18 protein-coding genes are annotated in these 17,303 nt (G+C 67.5%); 8 read left to right on the top strand and 10 right to left on the bottom strand.

Features of this window, described 5'->3' with window-relative positions:
* The first annotated feature begins 7 nt into the window (after positions 1-7).
* Both rplI and ACQ1RG_RS04330 read left to right on the top strand, forming a co-directional pair.
* The gene (gene rplI, locus ACQ1RG_RS04335; protein ID WP_009376850.1) at positions 8-466 is read left to right on the top strand and encodes a 50S ribosomal protein L9; all 459 of its coding nucleotides are present in this window, start codon (positions 8-10) and stop codon (positions 464-466) included.
* A 247-nt stretch (positions 467-713) separates the two neighbouring features.
* Complete coding sequence (locus ACQ1RG_RS04330; RefSeq protein WP_009376849.1) at positions 714-1,349, top strand: DUF1345 domain-containing protein; 636 nt, start codon at positions 714-716, stop codon at positions 1,347-1,349.
* Positions 1,350-1,512: 163 nt separating this feature from the next.
* On the opposite strand, the gene ACQ1RG_RS04325 is transcribed toward ACQ1RG_RS04330, so the two are convergent.
* The 3 genes from ACQ1RG_RS04325 to ACQ1RG_RS04315 all read right to left on the bottom strand — a co-directional run bounded on the left by ACQ1RG_RS04325 (position 1,513) and on the right by ACQ1RG_RS04315 (position 3,226).
* Entirely contained in the window at positions 1,513-2,292 is a 780-nt protein-coding gene (locus ACQ1RG_RS04325; protein WP_009376848.1) for a class I SAM-dependent methyltransferase, read from the bottom strand.
* Positions 2,293-2,411: 119 nt separating this feature from the next.
* On the bottom strand, positions 2,412-3,014 hold the full coding sequence (locus ACQ1RG_RS04320; protein WP_430600575.1) for a DUF488 family protein: 603 nt from the start codon (positions 3,012-3,014) through the stop codon (positions 2,412-2,414).
* Complete coding sequence (locus ACQ1RG_RS04315; protein WP_009376846.1) at positions 3,011-3,226, bottom strand: DUF2945 domain-containing protein; 216 nt, start codon at positions 3,224-3,226, stop codon at positions 3,011-3,013. Before ACQ1RG_RS04315 ends, ACQ1RG_RS04320 begins: the two co-directional genes overlap by 4 nt.
* Before the next feature lie 349 nt (positions 3,227-3,575).
* Here ACQ1RG_RS04315 and ACQ1RG_RS04310 point away from each other — a divergent pair, with 349 nt between their 5' ends.
* Positions 3,576-4,874, top strand: a complete 1,299-nt coding sequence (locus ACQ1RG_RS04310) for a DUF445 domain-containing protein (protein WP_009376843.1) — start codon at positions 3,576-3,578, stop codon at positions 4,872-4,874.
* A 147-nt stretch (positions 4,875-5,021) separates the two neighbouring features.
* On the opposite strand, the gene ACQ1RG_RS04305 is transcribed toward ACQ1RG_RS04310, so the two are convergent.
* The 3 genes from ACQ1RG_RS04305 to ACQ1RG_RS04295 are packed head-to-tail and all read right to left on the bottom strand — an operon-like array spanning position 5,022 to position 6,917.
* The gene (locus ACQ1RG_RS04305; RefSeq protein ID WP_259819731.1) at positions 5,022-6,083 is read right to left on the bottom strand and encodes an FUSC family protein; all 1,062 of its coding nucleotides are present in this window, start codon (positions 6,081-6,083) and stop codon (positions 5,022-5,024) included.
* 55 nt (positions 6,084-6,138) lie between these two features.
* The gene (locus ACQ1RG_RS04300; RefSeq protein ID WP_009376839.1) at positions 6,139-6,528 is read right to left on the bottom strand and encodes a VOC family protein; all 390 of its coding nucleotides are present in this window, start codon (positions 6,526-6,528) and stop codon (positions 6,139-6,141) included.
* Positions 6,525-6,917: an ArsR/SmtB family transcription factor gene (locus tag ACQ1RG_RS04295; protein ID WP_009376837.1), complete on the bottom strand. Its 393-nt coding sequence runs from the start codon at positions 6,915-6,917 to the stop codon at positions 6,525-6,527. The genes ACQ1RG_RS04300 and ACQ1RG_RS04295 overlap by 4 nt, the downstream gene beginning before the upstream one ends.
* Before the next feature lie 190 nt (positions 6,918-7,107).
* Here ACQ1RG_RS04295 and ACQ1RG_RS04290 point away from each other — a divergent pair, with 190 nt between their 5' ends.
* From ACQ1RG_RS04290 to ACQ1RG_RS04270, 5 genes are all read left to right on the top strand, one after another.
* On the top strand, positions 7,108-7,836 hold the full coding sequence (locus ACQ1RG_RS04290) for an ABC transporter ATP-binding protein (protein ID WP_040341366.1): 729 nt from the start codon (positions 7,108-7,110) through the stop codon (positions 7,834-7,836).
* Between the two features lie 8 nt (positions 7,837-7,844).
* Positions 7,845-9,200 (top strand): FtsX-like permease family protein, encoded by a 1,356-nt coding sequence (locus ACQ1RG_RS04285; RefSeq protein ID WP_227007234.1) that lies wholly within the window; start codon positions 7,845-7,847, stop codon positions 9,198-9,200.
* Between the two features lie 26 nt (positions 9,201-9,226).
* Entirely contained in the window at positions 9,227-10,603 is a 1,377-nt protein-coding gene (locus ACQ1RG_RS04280; RefSeq protein WP_063250370.1) for an FtsX-like permease family protein, read from the top strand.
* A gap of 164 nt (positions 10,604-10,767) precedes the next feature.
* Positions 10,768-12,105, top strand: coding sequence for a replicative DNA helicase (gene dnaB / locus ACQ1RG_RS04275; RefSeq protein ID WP_009376829.1), 1,338 nt, complete (start codon positions 10,768-10,770; stop codon positions 12,103-12,105).
* 73 nt (positions 12,106-12,178) lie between these two features.
* On the top strand, positions 12,179-13,144 hold the full coding sequence (locus ACQ1RG_RS04270; protein WP_009376827.1) for a LysR family transcriptional regulator: 966 nt from the start codon (positions 12,179-12,181) through the stop codon (positions 13,142-13,144).
* Here the strand turns inward: ACQ1RG_RS04270 and ACQ1RG_RS04265 are convergent.
* The 4 genes from ACQ1RG_RS04265 to ACQ1RG_RS04250 all read right to left on the bottom strand — a co-directional run bounded on the left by ACQ1RG_RS04265 (position 13,116) and on the right by ACQ1RG_RS04250 (position 17,300).
* Positions 13,116-14,054, bottom strand: coding sequence for an NAD-dependent epimerase/dehydratase family protein (locus ACQ1RG_RS04265; protein WP_040341452.1), 939 nt, complete (start codon positions 14,052-14,054; stop codon positions 13,116-13,118). The genes ACQ1RG_RS04270 and ACQ1RG_RS04265 overlap by 29 nt on opposite strands.
* 2 nt (positions 14,055-14,056) lie before the next feature.
* Positions 14,057-15,637, bottom strand: coding sequence for a succinic semialdehyde dehydrogenase (locus tag ACQ1RG_RS04260; protein ID WP_009376823.1), 1,581 nt, complete (start codon positions 15,635-15,637; stop codon positions 14,057-14,059).
* A 30-nt stretch (positions 15,638-15,667) separates the two neighbouring features.
* Positions 15,668-16,576: an acetoacetate decarboxylase family protein gene (locus ACQ1RG_RS04255; RefSeq protein WP_009376821.1), complete on the bottom strand. Its 909-nt coding sequence runs from the start codon at positions 16,574-16,576 to the stop codon at positions 15,668-15,670.
* Between the two features lie 154 nt (positions 16,577-16,730).
* Positions 16,731-17,300 (bottom strand): TetR/AcrR family transcriptional regulator, encoded by a 570-nt coding sequence (locus ACQ1RG_RS04250; protein ID WP_009376819.1) that lies wholly within the window; start codon positions 17,298-17,300, stop codon positions 16,731-16,733.
* Between the last annotated feature and the right edge of the window lie 3 nt (positions 17,301-17,303).

Raw genomic sequence — 17,303 nt, 5'->3', positions numbered from 1 at the left:
AACAGTTATGCCGAATCGCAAAGTGATTCTCACTCAGGAAGTCGACGGCCTCGGGGCCGCCGGTGACATCGTCGAGGTTCGCGCCGGCTACGCGCGCAACCTGCTCGTCCCCCGCGGCTGGGCCACCCCGTGGACCGAGGGCGCGGAGAAGCAGATCCTCGCGCTGCGCAAGGCCCGTCAGGCCAAGCAGATCGCCGACCACGACGAAGCCGTCCGCGTCAAGGACCAGCTCGAGTCGACGAGCGCTCGCATCGAGCTCAAAGCCGGCAAGAACGGTCGCCTCTTCGGCGCCGTCACCCCGGCACTCGTCGCCGAGGCGCTGCAGACCGCGACCGGACACGACTTCGATCGTCGTCAGGTGGCGCTCACCGGTCACGTCAAGACCTCCGGCAGCTACACCGCTGTCGTGCGCGTCAACGACACGATCACCGCGAACGCCAAGTTCGACGTCATCGGCAAGGCCTGATCGCCGTAGCCTGATCGGCTGACGGTCCTGCGGGACCGTAGGCTGATCGGTCCTCCGGGACTGTGAGCTGGTCGGTCCTCCGGGACCGGCCGCCGAGACCACGACCGCCGGGTGCCCCACCGTGGGCACCCGGCGGTCGTGCATTCACGTGGCTGGGAACGGCCAGATCGGCTCCGGGTGTGGCAGAGTGTTGTCGAAAACCTCGGTTGTCGGAACTCCCGCCCCGGTCGATTGGAGACGTGACCCAATGAAGAAGCTCATGATCAGCGCCACCGGACGGCTCGTCGCGTCCATCATCGTCGGATTCATCATCGGCGGCATCGTCGGTCTCCTCACCACCACCGGCGATGGGTTCCTCGTCGGCATCGCGGCGGCGACGACGTTCTTCGTGCTCGTGGGCACCGCCGCCCTGTGGCCGATGTCCTCCGAGGAGACGAAGTCGAACGCGAGCCGGGAGGACTTCAACCCCGTCCTCGACGAGGTCGTCATCACGATCGCCCAGCTCTGCGGTCTCGGCGGCATCATCCTCCTCCAGATCGTCGGCGGCTCCCAGGCCGGGAACTGGGAGGCGGCGATCGCCCTCCTCGGCGTCTTCATGTCCTGGGCCGGCCTGCAGATCCTCTACAGCGCGCGCTACGCCTACATGTACTTCGGCGACGGGACCCCCGGCGGCATCGACTTCAACTCCGATCGGGTGCCCAACTACAAGGACTTCCTCTACTTCGGCTACGCGGTCGGCATGACCTTCGGCGTCACGGACACGAGCGTCTCCGACACGCAGATCCGCGCCGTGGTGCTGCGCCACAGTCTGCTGTCCTACGTCTTCAACGCGGTCATCCTCGCCACGGCCATCAACCTCGTCGTCGGGGTCTTCTCGAACTGAGGGTGGCGGGGCGCAGGGAGTTGCGCTGCGGGTGCGGTCGTGCGTGTTGTCGACGCCGCAGTCGGGGCTGTCGGCTGTTCCGGAGGAGGATCCAGTGCGAAACTGAGCCCGATTTCGAACTCGATCCTCCTCGGGGAGTCACCCATTCTCGCTAGGGCGGTGCTCATCGTCGTGGTTTCGCCACAAGCAACAGCGCATGGTTCTGCGTCTCGAGTACGTCCTGTCCTAGAGCATCCCTGAGCGCGGTGTGCAGAGCCAGTCGATCTTCGGTCCCCATAGTGAGCTGATCCGAATGGGTGGCGACCATCGACAACCACGCCTCTGGAGCGTATCGGAGGCTTTCCTCGAAGTGGAGTTCTTCGACATCGAAGCTATTCCGTCGCAGCACCTCGACCAATGGGGCCGGGCCGTCCTGTTCTGCGCCCTCGCTGTCGACTTCTCCACTGGAACGATCTTGCTGCGGAAGATACTCGTCCAAGGTCTCATCGATTCGCCTCGCGGGAGGGCCCTGTGGAACGATGCGGTTCCAGGCAAGTGCGAGTGTGCCTGAGGGAGTGAGGATCTTCCGAATTCGGGAAAGTGCCGGAACCGGATCGACCCAATGGAACGACTGTCCGAACGCAACGATGTCGAATTCTCTGCCGGATGGGTCCCACTGTTCGAACTTCGCCGTTTCCACGTGCAGGCCCTTGCCTGCGGCGACGGCGGCCATGCCCGGATCGGGTTCGACCGCAAGGACATCGCACCCTCGCTCCCGTAACTGCATGGCAAGAATCCCGGTACCTGCACCGACATCAAGTGCCCGTAGTCGAGGTTTCGAACCCGACGAAGCTTCTAACATCGCGGTCAGCAGCTCCTTCGGATACCGGGGCCTGTAGCGGTCATACTGGTCGGCTACGGGACCGAAGGACTCGGCTCGCGCTCTGTCGGTATGGGGTTCCATTTGGACAGTCTAAGGAACAGCATTCCCGAGGAGGATCCGGTGCGAATCCGAGCCCGATTTCGAACTCGATCCTCCTCGGGAAGACTGCCGAGGGTAGGACGAGGACGTTGAGGGCGGAATCAGCGCTTCGGGTAGGTGATGGTCCGGTCGTCGGCGACGACGGCACCTGAGCTGAGCACCGCCTCGGCGGTCTGATTCCTTCCGAGCACATGACGGACGGGATGGTCACGGGCCAGCAGGTAGTCGGCGATGATGCGCCGATGACAGCGCCACCACACGGCCTCCGAGCACATAACGGCACACCGCCGCTCATCGCCCCATCCGAGCAGGACATCGATGTCGGTAGCGAACTCTACGCCGAGGGCGTGGTCGGCGTAGTTGTGGAAGCTGCGGTTCTCCCACCATGCGTTGACGTCGAAGGGCACGTCGTCGCTGACATTCCGCCGTCCGGTCAGTCCGTCGAGACGACGCAGCTCGATGTGCTGATCCGCAAGCGCCTCGGCGAGGACATCGGCGTTGAACTGCGGGTTCGCCTTCGATCCGGGCAGCTTGCGGACGTCGACGACCACCTCGGCGCGATTCTCGTGGAGAAGGTCGAGGAACTCCTCGAGGGGCCGGTTCGAATGGCCGATCGTGAGGAAGTCGGGTCCGCCCGGTGAGGGTGCGGGGGCTTCGGGCTCACCCGATGCGGGCCCATCCGGTTCCGGCGCGGAATCGCTCATTCGTCGATGAGGTGGAGTGCGCTGCCCTTGTGGGCGGCGATGTGATCGGTCTTGTCGCTCTTGATCTCGTACTGGGGATCGTCCGGCGTCGCCCGGTGCGTGTGCCCCTTGTAGTCGAAATCCGCGGTGTGGACCCGGATGATGTGCCCGGAGACCTCACCGGCCTCGGAGTTCCACCCCACGTGATCGCCGACGGAGAATTCGTGTGCCATGACCTGCCCTTTCACTCGAATGCGTACCTGGCTCTGCTCATGTCGATGCGGTGCCCGACCATCGGCGTGCTCCCCGTATGCTGAGTTCCGCGCGTATCCCCTGCGGACTGAGTCAACCACTCTGACTGAGAGGGCGCCGTCCATACGACTACGGTACTCTCCTCGACAAGGCGACTGTTGTCGAAGCCGCTTCCGCAGCGCGTGGTCCGTGGGTGCTCGGGACGGCGGGGACCCTGATCACGGCACGCACGCTCGAGGTTCCCAGGTCCGACCCAGCCGGTCGGCACGGAACCCGGCCCATAGTTCGCTAGAGTCGGTGTTCGCTAGAGTCGGTGCCCAGGGGGTAGAGATGACGATCGAGAGAACCGAGCTGATGCCGCGCTTCGGCGGGCCGAGCGAACTCACACCGGAGGATCGGGAACGAGCGCGGGGCCTGCGGAAGATGCGTCGGCTCGCCCTTTCCCTGCTCATCCTCGCGACCCTCATCTTCCTCTCGACGAACCTCTTCACCGACCTCTCGGGCGTCTGGGGCTTCATCGCCCGCGGATCCGAGGCCGCGATGATCGGTGCGATCGCCGACTGGTTCGCCGTGACCGCACTCTTCCGCCACCCACTCGGCCTGCCGATCCCGCACACCGCGATCATCCCCCGGAAGAAGGACGCTCTGGGGGCGAGTCTCTCCGCGTTCGTTGCGACGAACTTCCTCCACGCCGAGGCGGTGTCGACGAAGATCCGGTCGCTGGGAGTCTCCCGGCGGGCCGGGGAATGGCTGAGCAGGTCCGCCAACCGCGACCTCGTCGTCGACCGGGCCGCCGGCGGCCTCGAGTACGTCCTCGACCGCATCGACGACGAGCAGATCGCGGCACTCACCCGCAACGTCATCATCCCGCGTCTGGTCGCGACGAAGAAGTCACCGGTGCTCGGTCAGCTGCTGCGCCAGATCGTCCTCGACGGCGCCCACCACAAGCTCGTCGACCTCGTCATCGCCGAGGCGTACACCTGGCTGAGCGACAATCCGCAGGTCATCGACGAGATCGTCCACAACCGCGCCCCCTCTTGGGTGCCCGACTTCGTCAACGATCAGCTCGCCAGCCGCCTCCAGCGCGAGATCCTCGGCTGGCTCGTCGACGTCCGCGACAACCCGTACCACAAGGCCCGACAGGCCCTCGACGCGTGGCTCGTCGACCTCTCCACCGACCTCTCGACCGACACCCCGCTCGCCGAGAAGGCCGAGGACATCATCAACGACCTTCTCACCCAGGACGGGGTCGTCGACTCGGTCCTCGAGATCTGGACCTCCCTCAAACAGCTCCTGCGCGAGGCGATCATCGAACCCGACGGCGAGGTCCGCGACCGCATCGCCGATCTCATCGGCGAATTCGCCGAGCGCCTCCAGACCGACACCGCGTTCGCAGAGAGGATCGACGACCGCGTCGCGACGACCGCCGGCGACCTCGCCGAGAGCTTCGGCCCTGAGATCGCCAGCGTCATCTCGGACACGATCGAACGCTGGGACGCGAAGGAGGCCGCCGACCGCATCGAGCTCTACGTCGGCCGCGACCTCCAGTACATCCGCATCAACGGCACCGTCATCGGCGCACTCGTCGGCCTCGCCCTCCACACGGTCATCGTCCTCCTCCCGACCTGAGACCGGCGTCATCACCGACCGCATCGTCCGGTGAGAGGACCGATGCCGCCATGCGCACGGAACTCACGATCGACGGTCTGCCCATCCGCCCGAGGCCGCGGGCGGTGACCCGGCACGAGCTGAGGTGCGATGAGCGCGGAACCCGGCTCACGCCTCGGCGAGGCCGTCGTCCGTGCGCGACTGAGCGCTGCGACGCCTGCCGAAGTACCCGACGACGAGGACGACGGCGATGCCGACGACCGCCCCGAGCAGTGTCTCGATCCCGCGGTCGATGATGAGCGTCGAGCGTGGGATCGGGTGCGCGAGCTGGGTCATGAGGAGGATCATCGGGGTGAAGAACGTGAGCGCGAACCCGTAGTTGCGCATCATCAGGTACTCGGTCGGGAACTGGAGGAGGATGACCGGGATCGCCAGCCACACCGGTGAGGGGTCCGGCCAGAGGATGAGCGCGGTGAGGATGAGTCCCGAGAACGTCCCGAGGACCCGGTGGACGCCGCGGGAGATACGGCCGGGAAGCTCGGCCGCGGCCAGCGGCACGGCCGCCGAGGCCATTGCCCAGTACGCGTGATCGAGTCCGATGAGCGTGCCGAGGATCCCCGCCGAGGCGACCGCCACCGCATACGTGGCAGCGTGCCTGACCATGCGCGGAGCATGCGGGCTGCGCAGCGGGGTGATCGCCCGCCGGGAGCCTGGCCGCCAGGTGCGGGTGCGGAACCATCCGAGGAAGCCGATGGCGATCGCGAAGGCCGCCGCGAGGACGCTGATGCCGATCGACACCCACGGTGGGGCCAGCGGTTCGACCGAGGCACAGGCGCCGAGGGCGAAGATGGCGAAGAACGGTCCTCCCGGGCGCATCCGCGCGCGGTCGGCGATGATCGACCCGACCGCGGCGAAGAACGCCTCGATGCCGATGAGCCCCCACACGGGTGTGTCCATCGTCGCGAGCATGACGCCGATGACGACTCCGGAGAGGAGGAGCACGGCTGCCTGGAGCTGGTGGATGAGTCGCAGCTGGTGCGGCTCGCCGCGGCCGTACATGCCGCAGAAGGCACCGAAGACCGCGTAGATGATGAACTGCTCATACCCGAGGATGAGGAGGACGAGCGAGGGGATCGCGACGCCGAGGCCGACCCGGATCGGTGCCCCCCGGTCGTCATCGCCGGGCTCGAGGCGCAGGGTGCCCCGCAGATAGTCGATGATCCTCTTCATGGCTGTGGTGCCGACCGCCACCCGCCAGGTGGTCGGCGGACGTACCGGGGCGCGGTCATTCCTCCTGGTGGATGAGCTGGACGAGATTGCCCACCGTGTCGTCGAGCACGGCGGTGGTGATCGGCCCCATCTCGAGGGGCTTCTGGGTGAATGATACGCCGAGGCCGGTCAGCCGCTCGTACTCCGCGGCGACGTCGTCGACGGCGAACTGGTTGATCGGGATCCCGTCGGCTTTGAGCGCCGAGGTGTACTCGCGGGCCGCGGGGTGCCCCATCGGCTCGAGGACGACCTCGACGCCGTCGGGCGCCTCGGGTGAGACGACCGTGAGCCAGCGCGCCTCACCGACGGGGACGTCGTGCTTGAGGACGAAGCCGAGCTTGTCGGTGTAGAACTCGAGCGCGCGGGCCTGGTCCTCGACAGGGATACTGATCCACTGTGCCTTCATGATGGGTCTCCTTCTCTGGGGTCTGCGGTGCCTTGGGTTGGGGTGGCTGGTGCTGGGCGGTCCGGTGCTGGGCTGTTCTGTGCTGGGCGGGCGGTGCCGTCGGACTGCGCTGCCGCCTGCTGCCCTCCGGTCCACCGGTCGAACGCTGTCCGGAGCGGTTCGGGATCGAGCCGGTGGAACTTGTAGCGCCCCTCCCTCCTGGTGACGACGAGGCCGGCGGATTCGAGGACCTCGAGGTGCTGTGACACCGCCTGCCGGGACAGGCCGAGCCCGTGCCTGTTCGCCAGGCGCGAGCAGATCTCGAACAGGGTCTGGTCGTCGCGCTCGGCGAGCTCGTCGAGGATCGTCCGCCTCGTCGGGTCGGCGATCGCCTTGAAGAGGTCCGTCACCCCGCCACCATAGGCAAGTGATCACTTGCCTGTCAATGGTCTGGGGGCCTCGGATCGGGCCGAATCTGGCCGTTCTGTTGACCCACGCCACATTCGCCTGCCATACCCCACCTGGAGAGTCGGGTTTTCCGACTGCGAGCAGTGGGAGGACTGCATGGTCGCTGAGAACGATCCGCGAAACCATTGAGATATGAACACAACACAGATGCCCGCGATCATCACCGCCTCCAACGTCGTCAAGCACTACAACCAGACCTACGCCCTCGCCGGAGTCGGCCTCGACATCGGCCTCGGCGAATCCCTGGCCATCATGGGACCCTCCGGGTCCGGCAAGACGACCCTGCTCCACTGCCTCGCCGGCATCATCCGCCCCGATGAGGGTTCGATCCGACTGCTGCCGACCGACCGCAGCGCCGCCGCGGACATCACCGGCCTCAAGGAGTCCGGCCGCACCGCCCTGCGCCGTGAGGTCTTCGGCTTCGTCTTCCAGCAGGGACTCCTCCTGCCCGAACTCAGCGCCGAGGACAACGTCGCGCTCGCCGCGATGCTCGCCGGCATGAACCGCACCGAGGCCACGAAGCACGCCCGTGCCTGGCTCCAGCGCCTCGGCCTCGGCGAACACCTGACCAAGCGCATCGGTCAGCTCTCCGGCGGCCAGGCCCAGCGTGTGGCCATCGCCCGCTCCCAGGTCACCCAGCCCGTCGTCACCTTCGCCGACGAACCGACCGGAGCCCTCGACTCCCGCACCTCCTCCGAGGTCCTCTCCGAGCTGCTCGCCTCGACGACCGGTCGCGGCTCGACGCTCGTCGTCGTCACCCACGACGAGAACGTCGCTGCCCGCTGCTCGCGCGTCGTGCGCCTCGCCGACGGCCGCATCGTCTCCGACTCCGCCGCGCAGTACGCGACGAACAACGGGTGATGCCGACCATGAATGTCCTCCCACTCGTCCTCTCGAAGCAGACGTTCACCTCGACGACGGCCCGCCTCGTCGCGATCGCGTTCTTCGCCTGCTCGACCCTGTTCCTCACCGTCGCCGCCGGCGCCTGGGCGTTCAACGACCGTCCCGAGGTCGACCGCTACGCCGAGGTGGCTGAGCTCTACCGCATGCTCGCCGTCCTCGCCACGGTCTTCCTCATCGTCCCCGCCGTCAGCCTCGGCGTCGCCTCAGCGAAGCTCAGTGCCCGCCGTCAGGACGAGCGCCTCTCGACGCTCTCGCTCCTCGGTGCCTCGAAGGGCACGGTGCGCCTCGTGGCCGTCGCCGAACCCTTCATCCCCGCTGCCGCGGGCATCCTCGCCGGCATCGTCGGCTACCTGGTCCTCGCCTACCCCCTCAGCTTCATCGTCTTCACCGGTGTTCCGCTCGGATACTCTGCGCTGCTCATGCCGGTCTGGCTGCTCGCTGCGGTCGTCGTCGGGCTCCTCCTCGTGTGTCTCCTCGCCGCTCTTCTCGGGCTGCGCAAGGTCATCGTCTCCCCGCTCGGTGTGCGCACCCGCTCGCTGGCGCGGAAGTTCCCGATCGTGCGCATCATCACCGTCGCCGTCCTCGCCGTCGTCATGGTCTCCGCCCTCGTCTTCTCCCAGCAGGAGGGACAGCGTCAGCTGACGACAGCGATCGCGAGCATCGTCACGATCGGCGTCGCCCTCCTCGTCATCAACGTCCTCGGTGTGCTCATCATGAGGGTCCACGCCGCGGTCAGCAGCCGCATCGCCCGTCGCCCCGGTGCGATGCTCTCGGCGGCGATGATCGCCGATGCGCCGTCGCAGTACTGGCGTCGGGTCGCCGGTCTCGCACTCATCACCTTCATCGCCGTCGTCGGCGGAGCGGGAGCGGCGATGATGCGGGGCAACATCGAGGCCCTGCCCGCCGAGGAGCTCGCGCAGATGGGCCCGTACCAGTTCACCGCGGACGACGTCTTCACCGGACTCATCCTCACCCTCGGATTCGCGTTCGTCTTCATCGTCGTGTCCGCGACGATCAACCAGGCCGCGGACATCCTCGACCGTGCCTCGACGTACCGTGAGCTCCACGCGGCCGGCATGACGCAGTCGATGATGCACGGAGTCACCGTCCGTTCGGTGATGTCCCCGATCATCCTCGTCACCCTCGTCTCCCTCGTCCTCGGCGGACTGCTCGCGGCGGTCATGGCTCAGGCCGAAGATGTCGGTGATCCCGTGACCCTCGGCGTCGTCTCCGCAGTCCTCATCGGCGGAGTGGCGATGGTGTGGCTGGGACTGCAGTTCACTCGTCCGCTCGTCCGCCGCGTCACCGCGGTCGCCGCCTGAGGCGACCGCCCGAACAGGAGTCAGCCATGTCGGCACCCGTGAAGATCCTCCCCGTCGTCCTCGGTCGCAGAACCGTGACCTCCCCGAGTTCGCTGCTCGTGATGAGCTCGTTCTTCGCCTGCGCGACGCTCTTCCTCACCGTCGCCGCGGGGGCGTGGATGTTCTTCCAGATCCCGCCGATCCCCGAGGCCGAGGGGATCGACGGAATGTACAAGTTCCTCGCCGCCTTCGCCACGGTGCTCCTCGTCATCCCGGCGAGCACCCTGGCGTCGGCCTCGGCGACGCTCTCGGCGAGGCGGCAGGACGAGAGGCTCTCGACGATGTCGCTGCTCGGAGCCAGGCGCTCTGAGATCGTCGCGCTCGCCGTCGCCGAGCCCCTCGTCCCGGCTGTGTGCGGCATCGTCCTCGGCGTCGCCGGGTACCTCGTGCTCGCGTGGCCGGTCAGCCTCATCCACTTCCTCGGCGCGCCGATCGGGTACGCGAACATGCTCATGCCCCCGCTGCTGCTCGCCGGCGTCGTCGTCTTCCTCATCCTCGTCTGCGTCCTCTCAGCACTCGTCGGGCTGCGGAAGGTCACGGTCTCCCCGCTCGGAGTGCGCACGAAGTCACTCGACCGGAAGTTCCCCCTCGGCCGCGTCATCGCCGTGGCCATCGCGATCCTCCTCCTGCCCGTGGGAATCCTCGTCGCGAAGTCGGCGGAGCTCGGCTTCGCCGTGGTCATCGCTGCGATCCTCACGGTCTTCCTCCTCGGGCTCATCGTCGTCGACCTCCTCGGCGGACTGCTCATGCGGTGGTTCGCCCACATCGCCGGCACCCGGGCCTCGTCCCCGGCGCGGCTCATCGCGGCCCGCCTCGTCTCGGACGAGCCGAAGCGGTTCTGGCGCCGGGTCTCCGGGCTGGCGATGACGGCGTTCGTCGCCGCCGTCGGAGGGTCGGGCATCGCTCTCATGCAGCTGGGCATGGACTCCGTCGAGGATCCCGCGACCGATGCCCCCGCCGAGGTGGGGGTGTTCTTCGAGGACATGTTCACCGGCATCCTCCTCGTCCTCGGCATCTCGATCGTCCTCATCGCCGTCTCGGCGCTCATCAACCAGGTCGCCGACATCTACGACCGGGCCGACACGTTCGCCGACCTCTATGCCGCGGGCATGGATGTCGACACGATGCACGCAGCCCTCGTGCGGGCCGTGCTCTCCCCGGTCGTCTGGGTGAGCCTGCTCGCCGGTGGACTCGGCCTCCTCCTCGTCCTGCCCCTGGCCGGTGCGGCGCTCGTGTTCAAGCCGGTCACGTTCTTGACGATCCTCGCGTCAGTGGTCGTCGGTATCGTCGTCATCAGACTCGGCCTCCAACTCGCGAAGCCGATTCTCGCCTCGGTGGCGACTGCCGGGCGCGCCCGGGTCTGAGGGACGTCTGGCAGGACCACCGCAGCACCGCCTCGGCGGGCCCTTCGTTCGGTCGCCGAGGCGGTGACGAGGATCGCTGTCGATCCCGAGTCGGGCCCGGGTAAAGTGGGATGGCACTGCATCCGGGTCGGGGCCGTGGAACGGCGAGGGAGGAAGTCTTGGGAGTGACGACAGATCAGGAGTTCGACGGCCTGAGGACCCCTCCGCAGGACGTCGAGGCCGAGGAGAGCGTCCTCGGGGCGATGCTCCTGTCGAAGGACGCGATCGCCGACTGCGTCGAGTCGATGTCCGGCGACGACTTCTACCGTCCGGCCCACGAGACGATCTACGAGGCGATCCTCGACCTCTACTCGCGCGGTGAGCCCGCGGACTCGGTGACGGTCGCGAACTACCTGACGAAGACCGGTGACCTCTCGCGCATCGGCGGGCCCGCCTACCTCCACACGCTCATCGCCTCGGTGCCGACCGCGGCGAACGCCGCGTACTATGCGACGATCGTGCGCGAACGCGCCGTTCTGCGCCGCCTCGTCGAGGCGGGCACGCGGATCGTGCAGATGGGCTATGACGCCGAGGGCGACACCGATGACGTCGTCAACAACGCGCAGGCCGAGATCTACCGGGTCACGGAGAAGCACACGACCGAGGACTACGTCATCCTCTCCGAGATCCTCGGCGAGGTGGCGCAGGAGATCGAACGCAACGGCGATACGGATGGGCAGACCGCGGGTGTGCCGACCGGGTTCACCGAGTTCGACCAGCTCACCAACGGCCTCCACCCCGGGCAGATGATCGTCATCGCCGCGCGCCCCGGTGTCGGCAAGTCGACGCTGGCCCTCGACTTCATCCGCTCGGCGGCGATCCACCACAAGCAGGCCGCCGTCTTCTTCTCCCTCGAGATGGGCAAGAACGAGCTCGTCATGCGCCTGCTCTCGGCCGAGTCGGAGATCCCCCTGCAGTCCCTGCGCCGCGGCGAGCTCAGCCCCCACGACTGGACGAACCTCGCCGCGACCGAGGCCCGCATCAACGATGCCCCGCTCTTCGTCGACGACTCGCCGAACATGGCGCTCACCGAGATCCGCGCGAAATGCCGCCGGCTCAAGCAGCAGCACGACCTCAAGATGGTCTGCGTCGACTACCTCCAGCTCATGAGCTCGGGCAAGCGCGTCGAGTCGCGTCAGCAGGAGGTCTCCGAGTTCTCCCGTTCGCTCAAGCTGCTCGCGAAGGAGCTCGAGGTTCCCGTCATCGCGCTCTCCCAGCTCAACCGCGGCAGCGAGCAGCGCACCGACAAGCGCCCGATGATCTCCGATCTGCGCGAATCCGGTTCGATCGAGCAGGACGCCGACATGGTCCTCCTCATCCACCGTGAGGACATGTACGACAAGGAGCACGAACGCGCCGGTGAGGCCGACATCATCGTCGCCAAGCACCGTGCCGGACCGACCGGTGACATCGCCGTGGCGTTCCAGGGAGCGAAGTCGCGCTTCGTCAACATGCCGCAGTAGGGGGCGATCACGCGGGCCAAGATCTACCGCGAGGGCTCCGCCGACGCCTGAGTCGCTTTGTACGATGGCAGTCATGGACACGACGCCGAACGACCTGCTCGTGCTGCTCGCGGTCTCCCGGTCGGGGAAGTTCGCGTCGGCTGCCCGGGTTCTCAAGGTCAACCACACGACGATCTCCCGGCGGATCGCCGCCCTCGAGAAGTCACTCGGCGGCCGCGTGCTCTCCCGCTCAGCCGGGGGCTGGGAGCTCACCGAACTCGGAGCCTCCGCCGTCCGCGTCGCCGAACAGGTCGAGTCCGCGGTCCACAGCCTCGGCGAATCCGGACAGACCCCCGACCCGATCACCGGGGTCGTGCGGATGTCGGCGACCGACGGATTCAGCGCCTTTATCGCCTCTCCGGCGGTCGCGAAGCTGCGGCGAGCTCATCCGGGGCTGAGCGTCGAGATCATCACGGTGACGAGGCAGGCGCTGCAGCAGCGCTCGGGTCTCGACATCGAGATCGTCGTCGGCGAACCCCAGGTCCACCGCGCCGAAGCGCTGCGACTCGGTGAGTACGCGCTGGGCATGTACGCCGCCCGCGACTACCTCACCGAGCACGGGACCCCGAACACCGTCGACGAACTCATGGAGCACCAGCTCGTCTACTTCGTCGACGCGATGCTCCACGTCGACGACCTTGATGCCCCCAGACGCCTGGTCCCGGCGATGCGCGACGGCCTGACCTCGACGAACGTATTCGTCCACGTCGAGGCCACGCGGGCTGGAGCAGGCATCGGGTTCCTCCCGTGCTTCATGGCCGACCGGCATCCCGACCTCGTCCGGCTGCTGCCGGGCGAGCTCTCCGAACGCCTCCCGTATTGGATGGTCCTGCGCACGGATTCGCTGCGCCGTCCCGCGGTCGCCGCCGTCGTCCAGGCGCTGCGGGAGGAGACCGTCTCGCAGGCGGAGGCGCTGCTCGGCCGGAGCAGACGGGCGGACACTCCGGCCGAGACCGGCGGCGCCGCTCTCGTCAGTGCGCCCGATCAGCCGGCTCGGTGAGGATCGCCCTGACTCCCTCTTCGTAGGTGGTCACGGCGAAGTCGGGGAAGCGGGAGGTGAACTTCGCGGTGTCGAACACGTTGTCCCCGCGGTACCGGGGAAGGAGTTCGGCCGCCTCGGCGAGCATCGGATTGAACCGGCTCCCGATCTTGAACACCCACAGCGGCAGCACCGTGTAGCCGATCCTCCGCCCGGTGACCGCCGAGGCGATTCCGATGAGCTGCCGGTAGGTCTGCCGGTTCTCATCGATCGGCAGATGCCACGTCTGCCCGTACGCGTCGGGGGTGTTGCCGAGGAGCGCGAGCGCCCGCGAGGCATCCGGCGTCCAGATGAGCGAGCGCTTCGTCCGCGCACTCACCGGCACCAGCGGGCGCTTGCCCGCCCTGATCCGGTCGAAGACGAGCATGTTCGACCAGCTCTTCGTCTTCCCTGGCCCGTAGAACTCCGGAGCCCGACCGATGAGCGCCTCGATCGTCCCCGCCTTCATCTCCTCGAGGAGCATCGTGACGATCTCCGCCCGCACCCGCCCCTTCCGGCCGCCGGGCGCGAATCCCGTCGACTCGGTCTGCGGGGCAGGCGTGCCCGGATACATGTACGTGTTGTCGAAGAAGACGAGCTTCGTGCCGTGGACCTTGCACGCGTCGATGACGTTCCTCATCATCACCGGGAACTTCTCCTCCCACAGCGCCGAATCCATCGGCAGTCCCACGGTGAGGTAGGCGATCTCGCTGCCCGCGACGGCGCGCTCGGTCGAGACCGGGTCCATGAGGTCGGCGGCGACGAGCTCATCGGTGCCGTTGACCTGTTTGGGTCGCCGGCTGACGAGGCGGATGTCTGTTGTGAAGTTCCGGTGGAGCTCGCGGGCGAGCTCATCGGCGATGGGTCCGCCGGCTCCGAGGATGGTCTGCATGATCACTTCACTCCCGGGATGTGCTTGAGCACGCGCAGCGCGCCGGAGACGATGCGGGCGTAGCGTGCGGGATCGGCCTTGTCCGGTGCACCGACGGGCAGGAGTCGCGAGGCGGCGATGGTCTGCGATTCCGTGTACTTGAGGATGCCGTGCTCCCCGTGACGTCGGCCGAGTCCCGAGGACTTCATCCCTCCCATCGGAGCGTCGACGGAGCCCCACGCGGCGGCATAGGCGTCGTTGACGTTGACGGTTCCCGCCTCGAGACGCGCAGCCACCCGGACACCGCGGTCCTCATCCGAGGTCCACACGCTGAAGTTGAGTCCGTAGTCGCTGTCGTTGGCCTTCGCGATCGCCTCCTCCTCGTCGGCGACGCGGTAGAGGCTGACGACGGGACCGAAGGTCTCGTGGGCGAAGACCTCCATCGACGCGTCGACATCGGTGAGGATCGTCGGCTCGAAGAAGAACGGGCCGAGATCCGGGCGGGCATTCCCACCGGCGAGGACGGTCGCTCCCTTGGCCTTCGCATCCTCGACATGGCGGACGACGGTGTCGAGCTGCTTCTGCGAGACGAGCGATCCCATGTCCCCCGAGTAGTCGAGACCGGCCGACAGCGTCATCGCCTGCGCCGCCGCGGCGAACTTCGTCGTGAACTCGTCCCAGAGGACGCCCGGGACATAGATCCGCTCCATCGAGATGCACAGCTGACCGGTGTTGGAGAAGCTCGCCCGGATCGCCCCGGACACGGCATTGTCGACATCGGCATCGTCGAGGACGAGCAGGGCGTTCTTCCCGCCGAGCTCCATCGAGGACTCGATGAGGTTCTCCCCGGCCTGCGCGGCGACGGTGCGACCGACGGCGGTCGACCCCGTGAACATGAGGAAGTCGGAGTTCTCGATGATCGGCCGGCCGAGCTCGGCACCCGAACCGGTGACGACCTGGACGAGGCCGGGCTGCATGCCCGCCCGTTCGAGCAGTTCGACGGCCCACAGGGCGGAGAACGGGGTCTGCGCGTCCGGCTTGGCGAGCACGGCGTTGCCGGCGACGATCGCCGGAAGGGCATCGCTGATGCCGAGGGTGAGCGGATAGTTCCACGGCGAGATCACCCCGACGACGCCCTTCGGATGGTGGAGTTCCCAGACCTTCGTCAGCCCCAGCTGCACACCCTGCCGGCGCTTGGGCCGGAGGATCCTCTCGGCGGTATGCGCGTAGTAGCGGGCGTTGATGGCGACATCCATGATCTCCTCGAACGCGTGCCGCCGGGCCTTGCCGTTCTCGAGCTGGATGAGGTCGAGGACTTCGTCCTGATGCGCGAGCACGAGGTCATGGAAGCGCAGGAGCACGCGGGCGCGCTCCTTGATCGGTCGCTCGGCCCACGCCTGCTGCGCTCTGCGGGCGCGCTCTGCTGCGGCGACGACGTCGGCCTTGGTGCCGTGCGGCACGGTGCCGAGGACCTCACCGGTCATCGCATTGGTGACGTCCTGGGTGGAGGCGGGATCGGCCACTTCGACGCGGCGTGCCAGGGCCGCGAGTCGGTCGGTGGTGATCCTGGGGGTGAGCCGCCGGGCGGCGGTGAGAGTGGACACGATGGTCTGCCTTTCGAGCGTATGTGGGGGTCAGTCGAGGGAGATGACCCGGGGCATGTGGAGGGCCGCCTGGCCGTGGGTCATGACATCGAACATGAGCGTGCGGCTCGTGCGCAGCGAACGGAGATCGTCGGAGACCCGTCCCTCGCCGAGGTGGAGGTCGATGTCCCGCGGGAACAGCGTCGACCCCGAGACCAGGGCATTCGTCTGGTTGAACGTTCCGTGCCAGCCGCCGTCGAAGTGCGTGTACGACGTCAGCGAGGACACCGCGGTTCCCGAGCGGTGCCGCTTCTGCCGCGGGGTCGGCGCGTGGAGTTCGACGTCGATTCCCCCTGAGTCGTTGAGCACCCGTCCGGAGACCGACTGCGCCGTGATGTCGACGTCGATGTCGGTGACCCACTTCGGGAAGCCGTAGCCGTCGTGGCCCCGGACCTGGGCGATCTCCGTATTCACCGGCAGTGAGAGGACGTAGGAGTCAAGATGGTTGTTCTTCAGCGCCGCGATGAGGTCGATCGCCCCGAGCGGACCGTGGTGGGGCGGCTTGACCGCGATCCCTACCGCCGCCTCGGTGTAGAAGTCGATGTCGGCGACGTCGTAGCGGAAGAGGATGAGCGAGGCGAGGCCGAAGCCGGGGACGACCTCGAGCGGATCGAGCGGGGTGGGAAGGCGATCGCGCAGGGCGCTGGTCGGAGCGAGCATCGTCAGACGTGCACTCGACATCGCGTAGTAGAAGTTCGGGGTGAAGGTCGGTCCGATCGCCGACTGCACCTCGACCTTGGGCTGGTCGCGGAAGAACTCCACGCCGCCCACCCGGGGGTCGCGGGCCACATCGTCGAGGTCGGTCTGCATCCGGTAGCGGTCGAAGAGTCCGCCGGTGGGGACGGACACGGTGCGGTTGCCGAGGGTCACTGTCGTGGAGGTATCGCGGTCGATGCTCATTGTCACTCCCATTCGCTTCGGTACTCCCGGGTCGAGAGTAGCCAGCCGAAGTTAACGGCGTCAACATCGAGATGGAGGGAATCATTCCCCTGGGGTGGTGATCTCGGTCTCAGGCTGCGGGGGCGGCGCACATGCGCGGTGCGGGGGCGGCGCCTCAGCCGGCGACGGCGGCGAAGGCCGCGCGGACGCGGTCGTCGAAGTCGTCGTCATTGCGGCCCAGCGTGCCCTCGAGGTGGAGCGTGGCCATGCCGTGGGCGAGCGCCCAGCCGGCGGTCGCCATTCCGTGGGCGTCCCGGTCAGGGTGGATCTTGGCTGTGACCTCCTCGATGAGCGCGAAGACCTGCGCGCAGGCCTCACGGCGGGCTTCGTCGTCGGCGAGCTCGGAGCCGAACATGAGCGCGTAGAGCGCGGGATGGTCCTCGGCGAAGTGGATGTAGACGAGTGCGAGATCGACGAGCGGGACCTGCCCGGCCTCAGTCGCGTCGATGACGGCGCGGAGCGCCGCTTGAAGTTCGCGGAACCCGTGTTCGGCCATGGCGGCCTCGATGTCCTGTTTGCTGCCGAAGTGGCGATAGGGCGCGGCCTGCGAGACCCCGACCCTGCGCGCGACGGCGCGCAGCGAGAACGGCTCTCCCTCCTCGAGCATCTCGATCCCCGCCGCCACGAGGGCGGCGCGGAGATTGCCGTGGTGGTGACGTGGCTTCTCGGTGGTCGGCGTTGACACTGC

The organism is Brevibacterium sp. K72, assembly GCF_050562175.1.
Classification (GTDB): domain Bacteria; phylum Actinomycetota; class Actinomycetes; order Actinomycetales; family Brevibacteriaceae; genus Brevibacterium; species Brevibacterium casei.
Note: the sequence above shows the minus strand (reverse complement) of the source record. Positions and strands in the feature narration are given on the sequence as shown.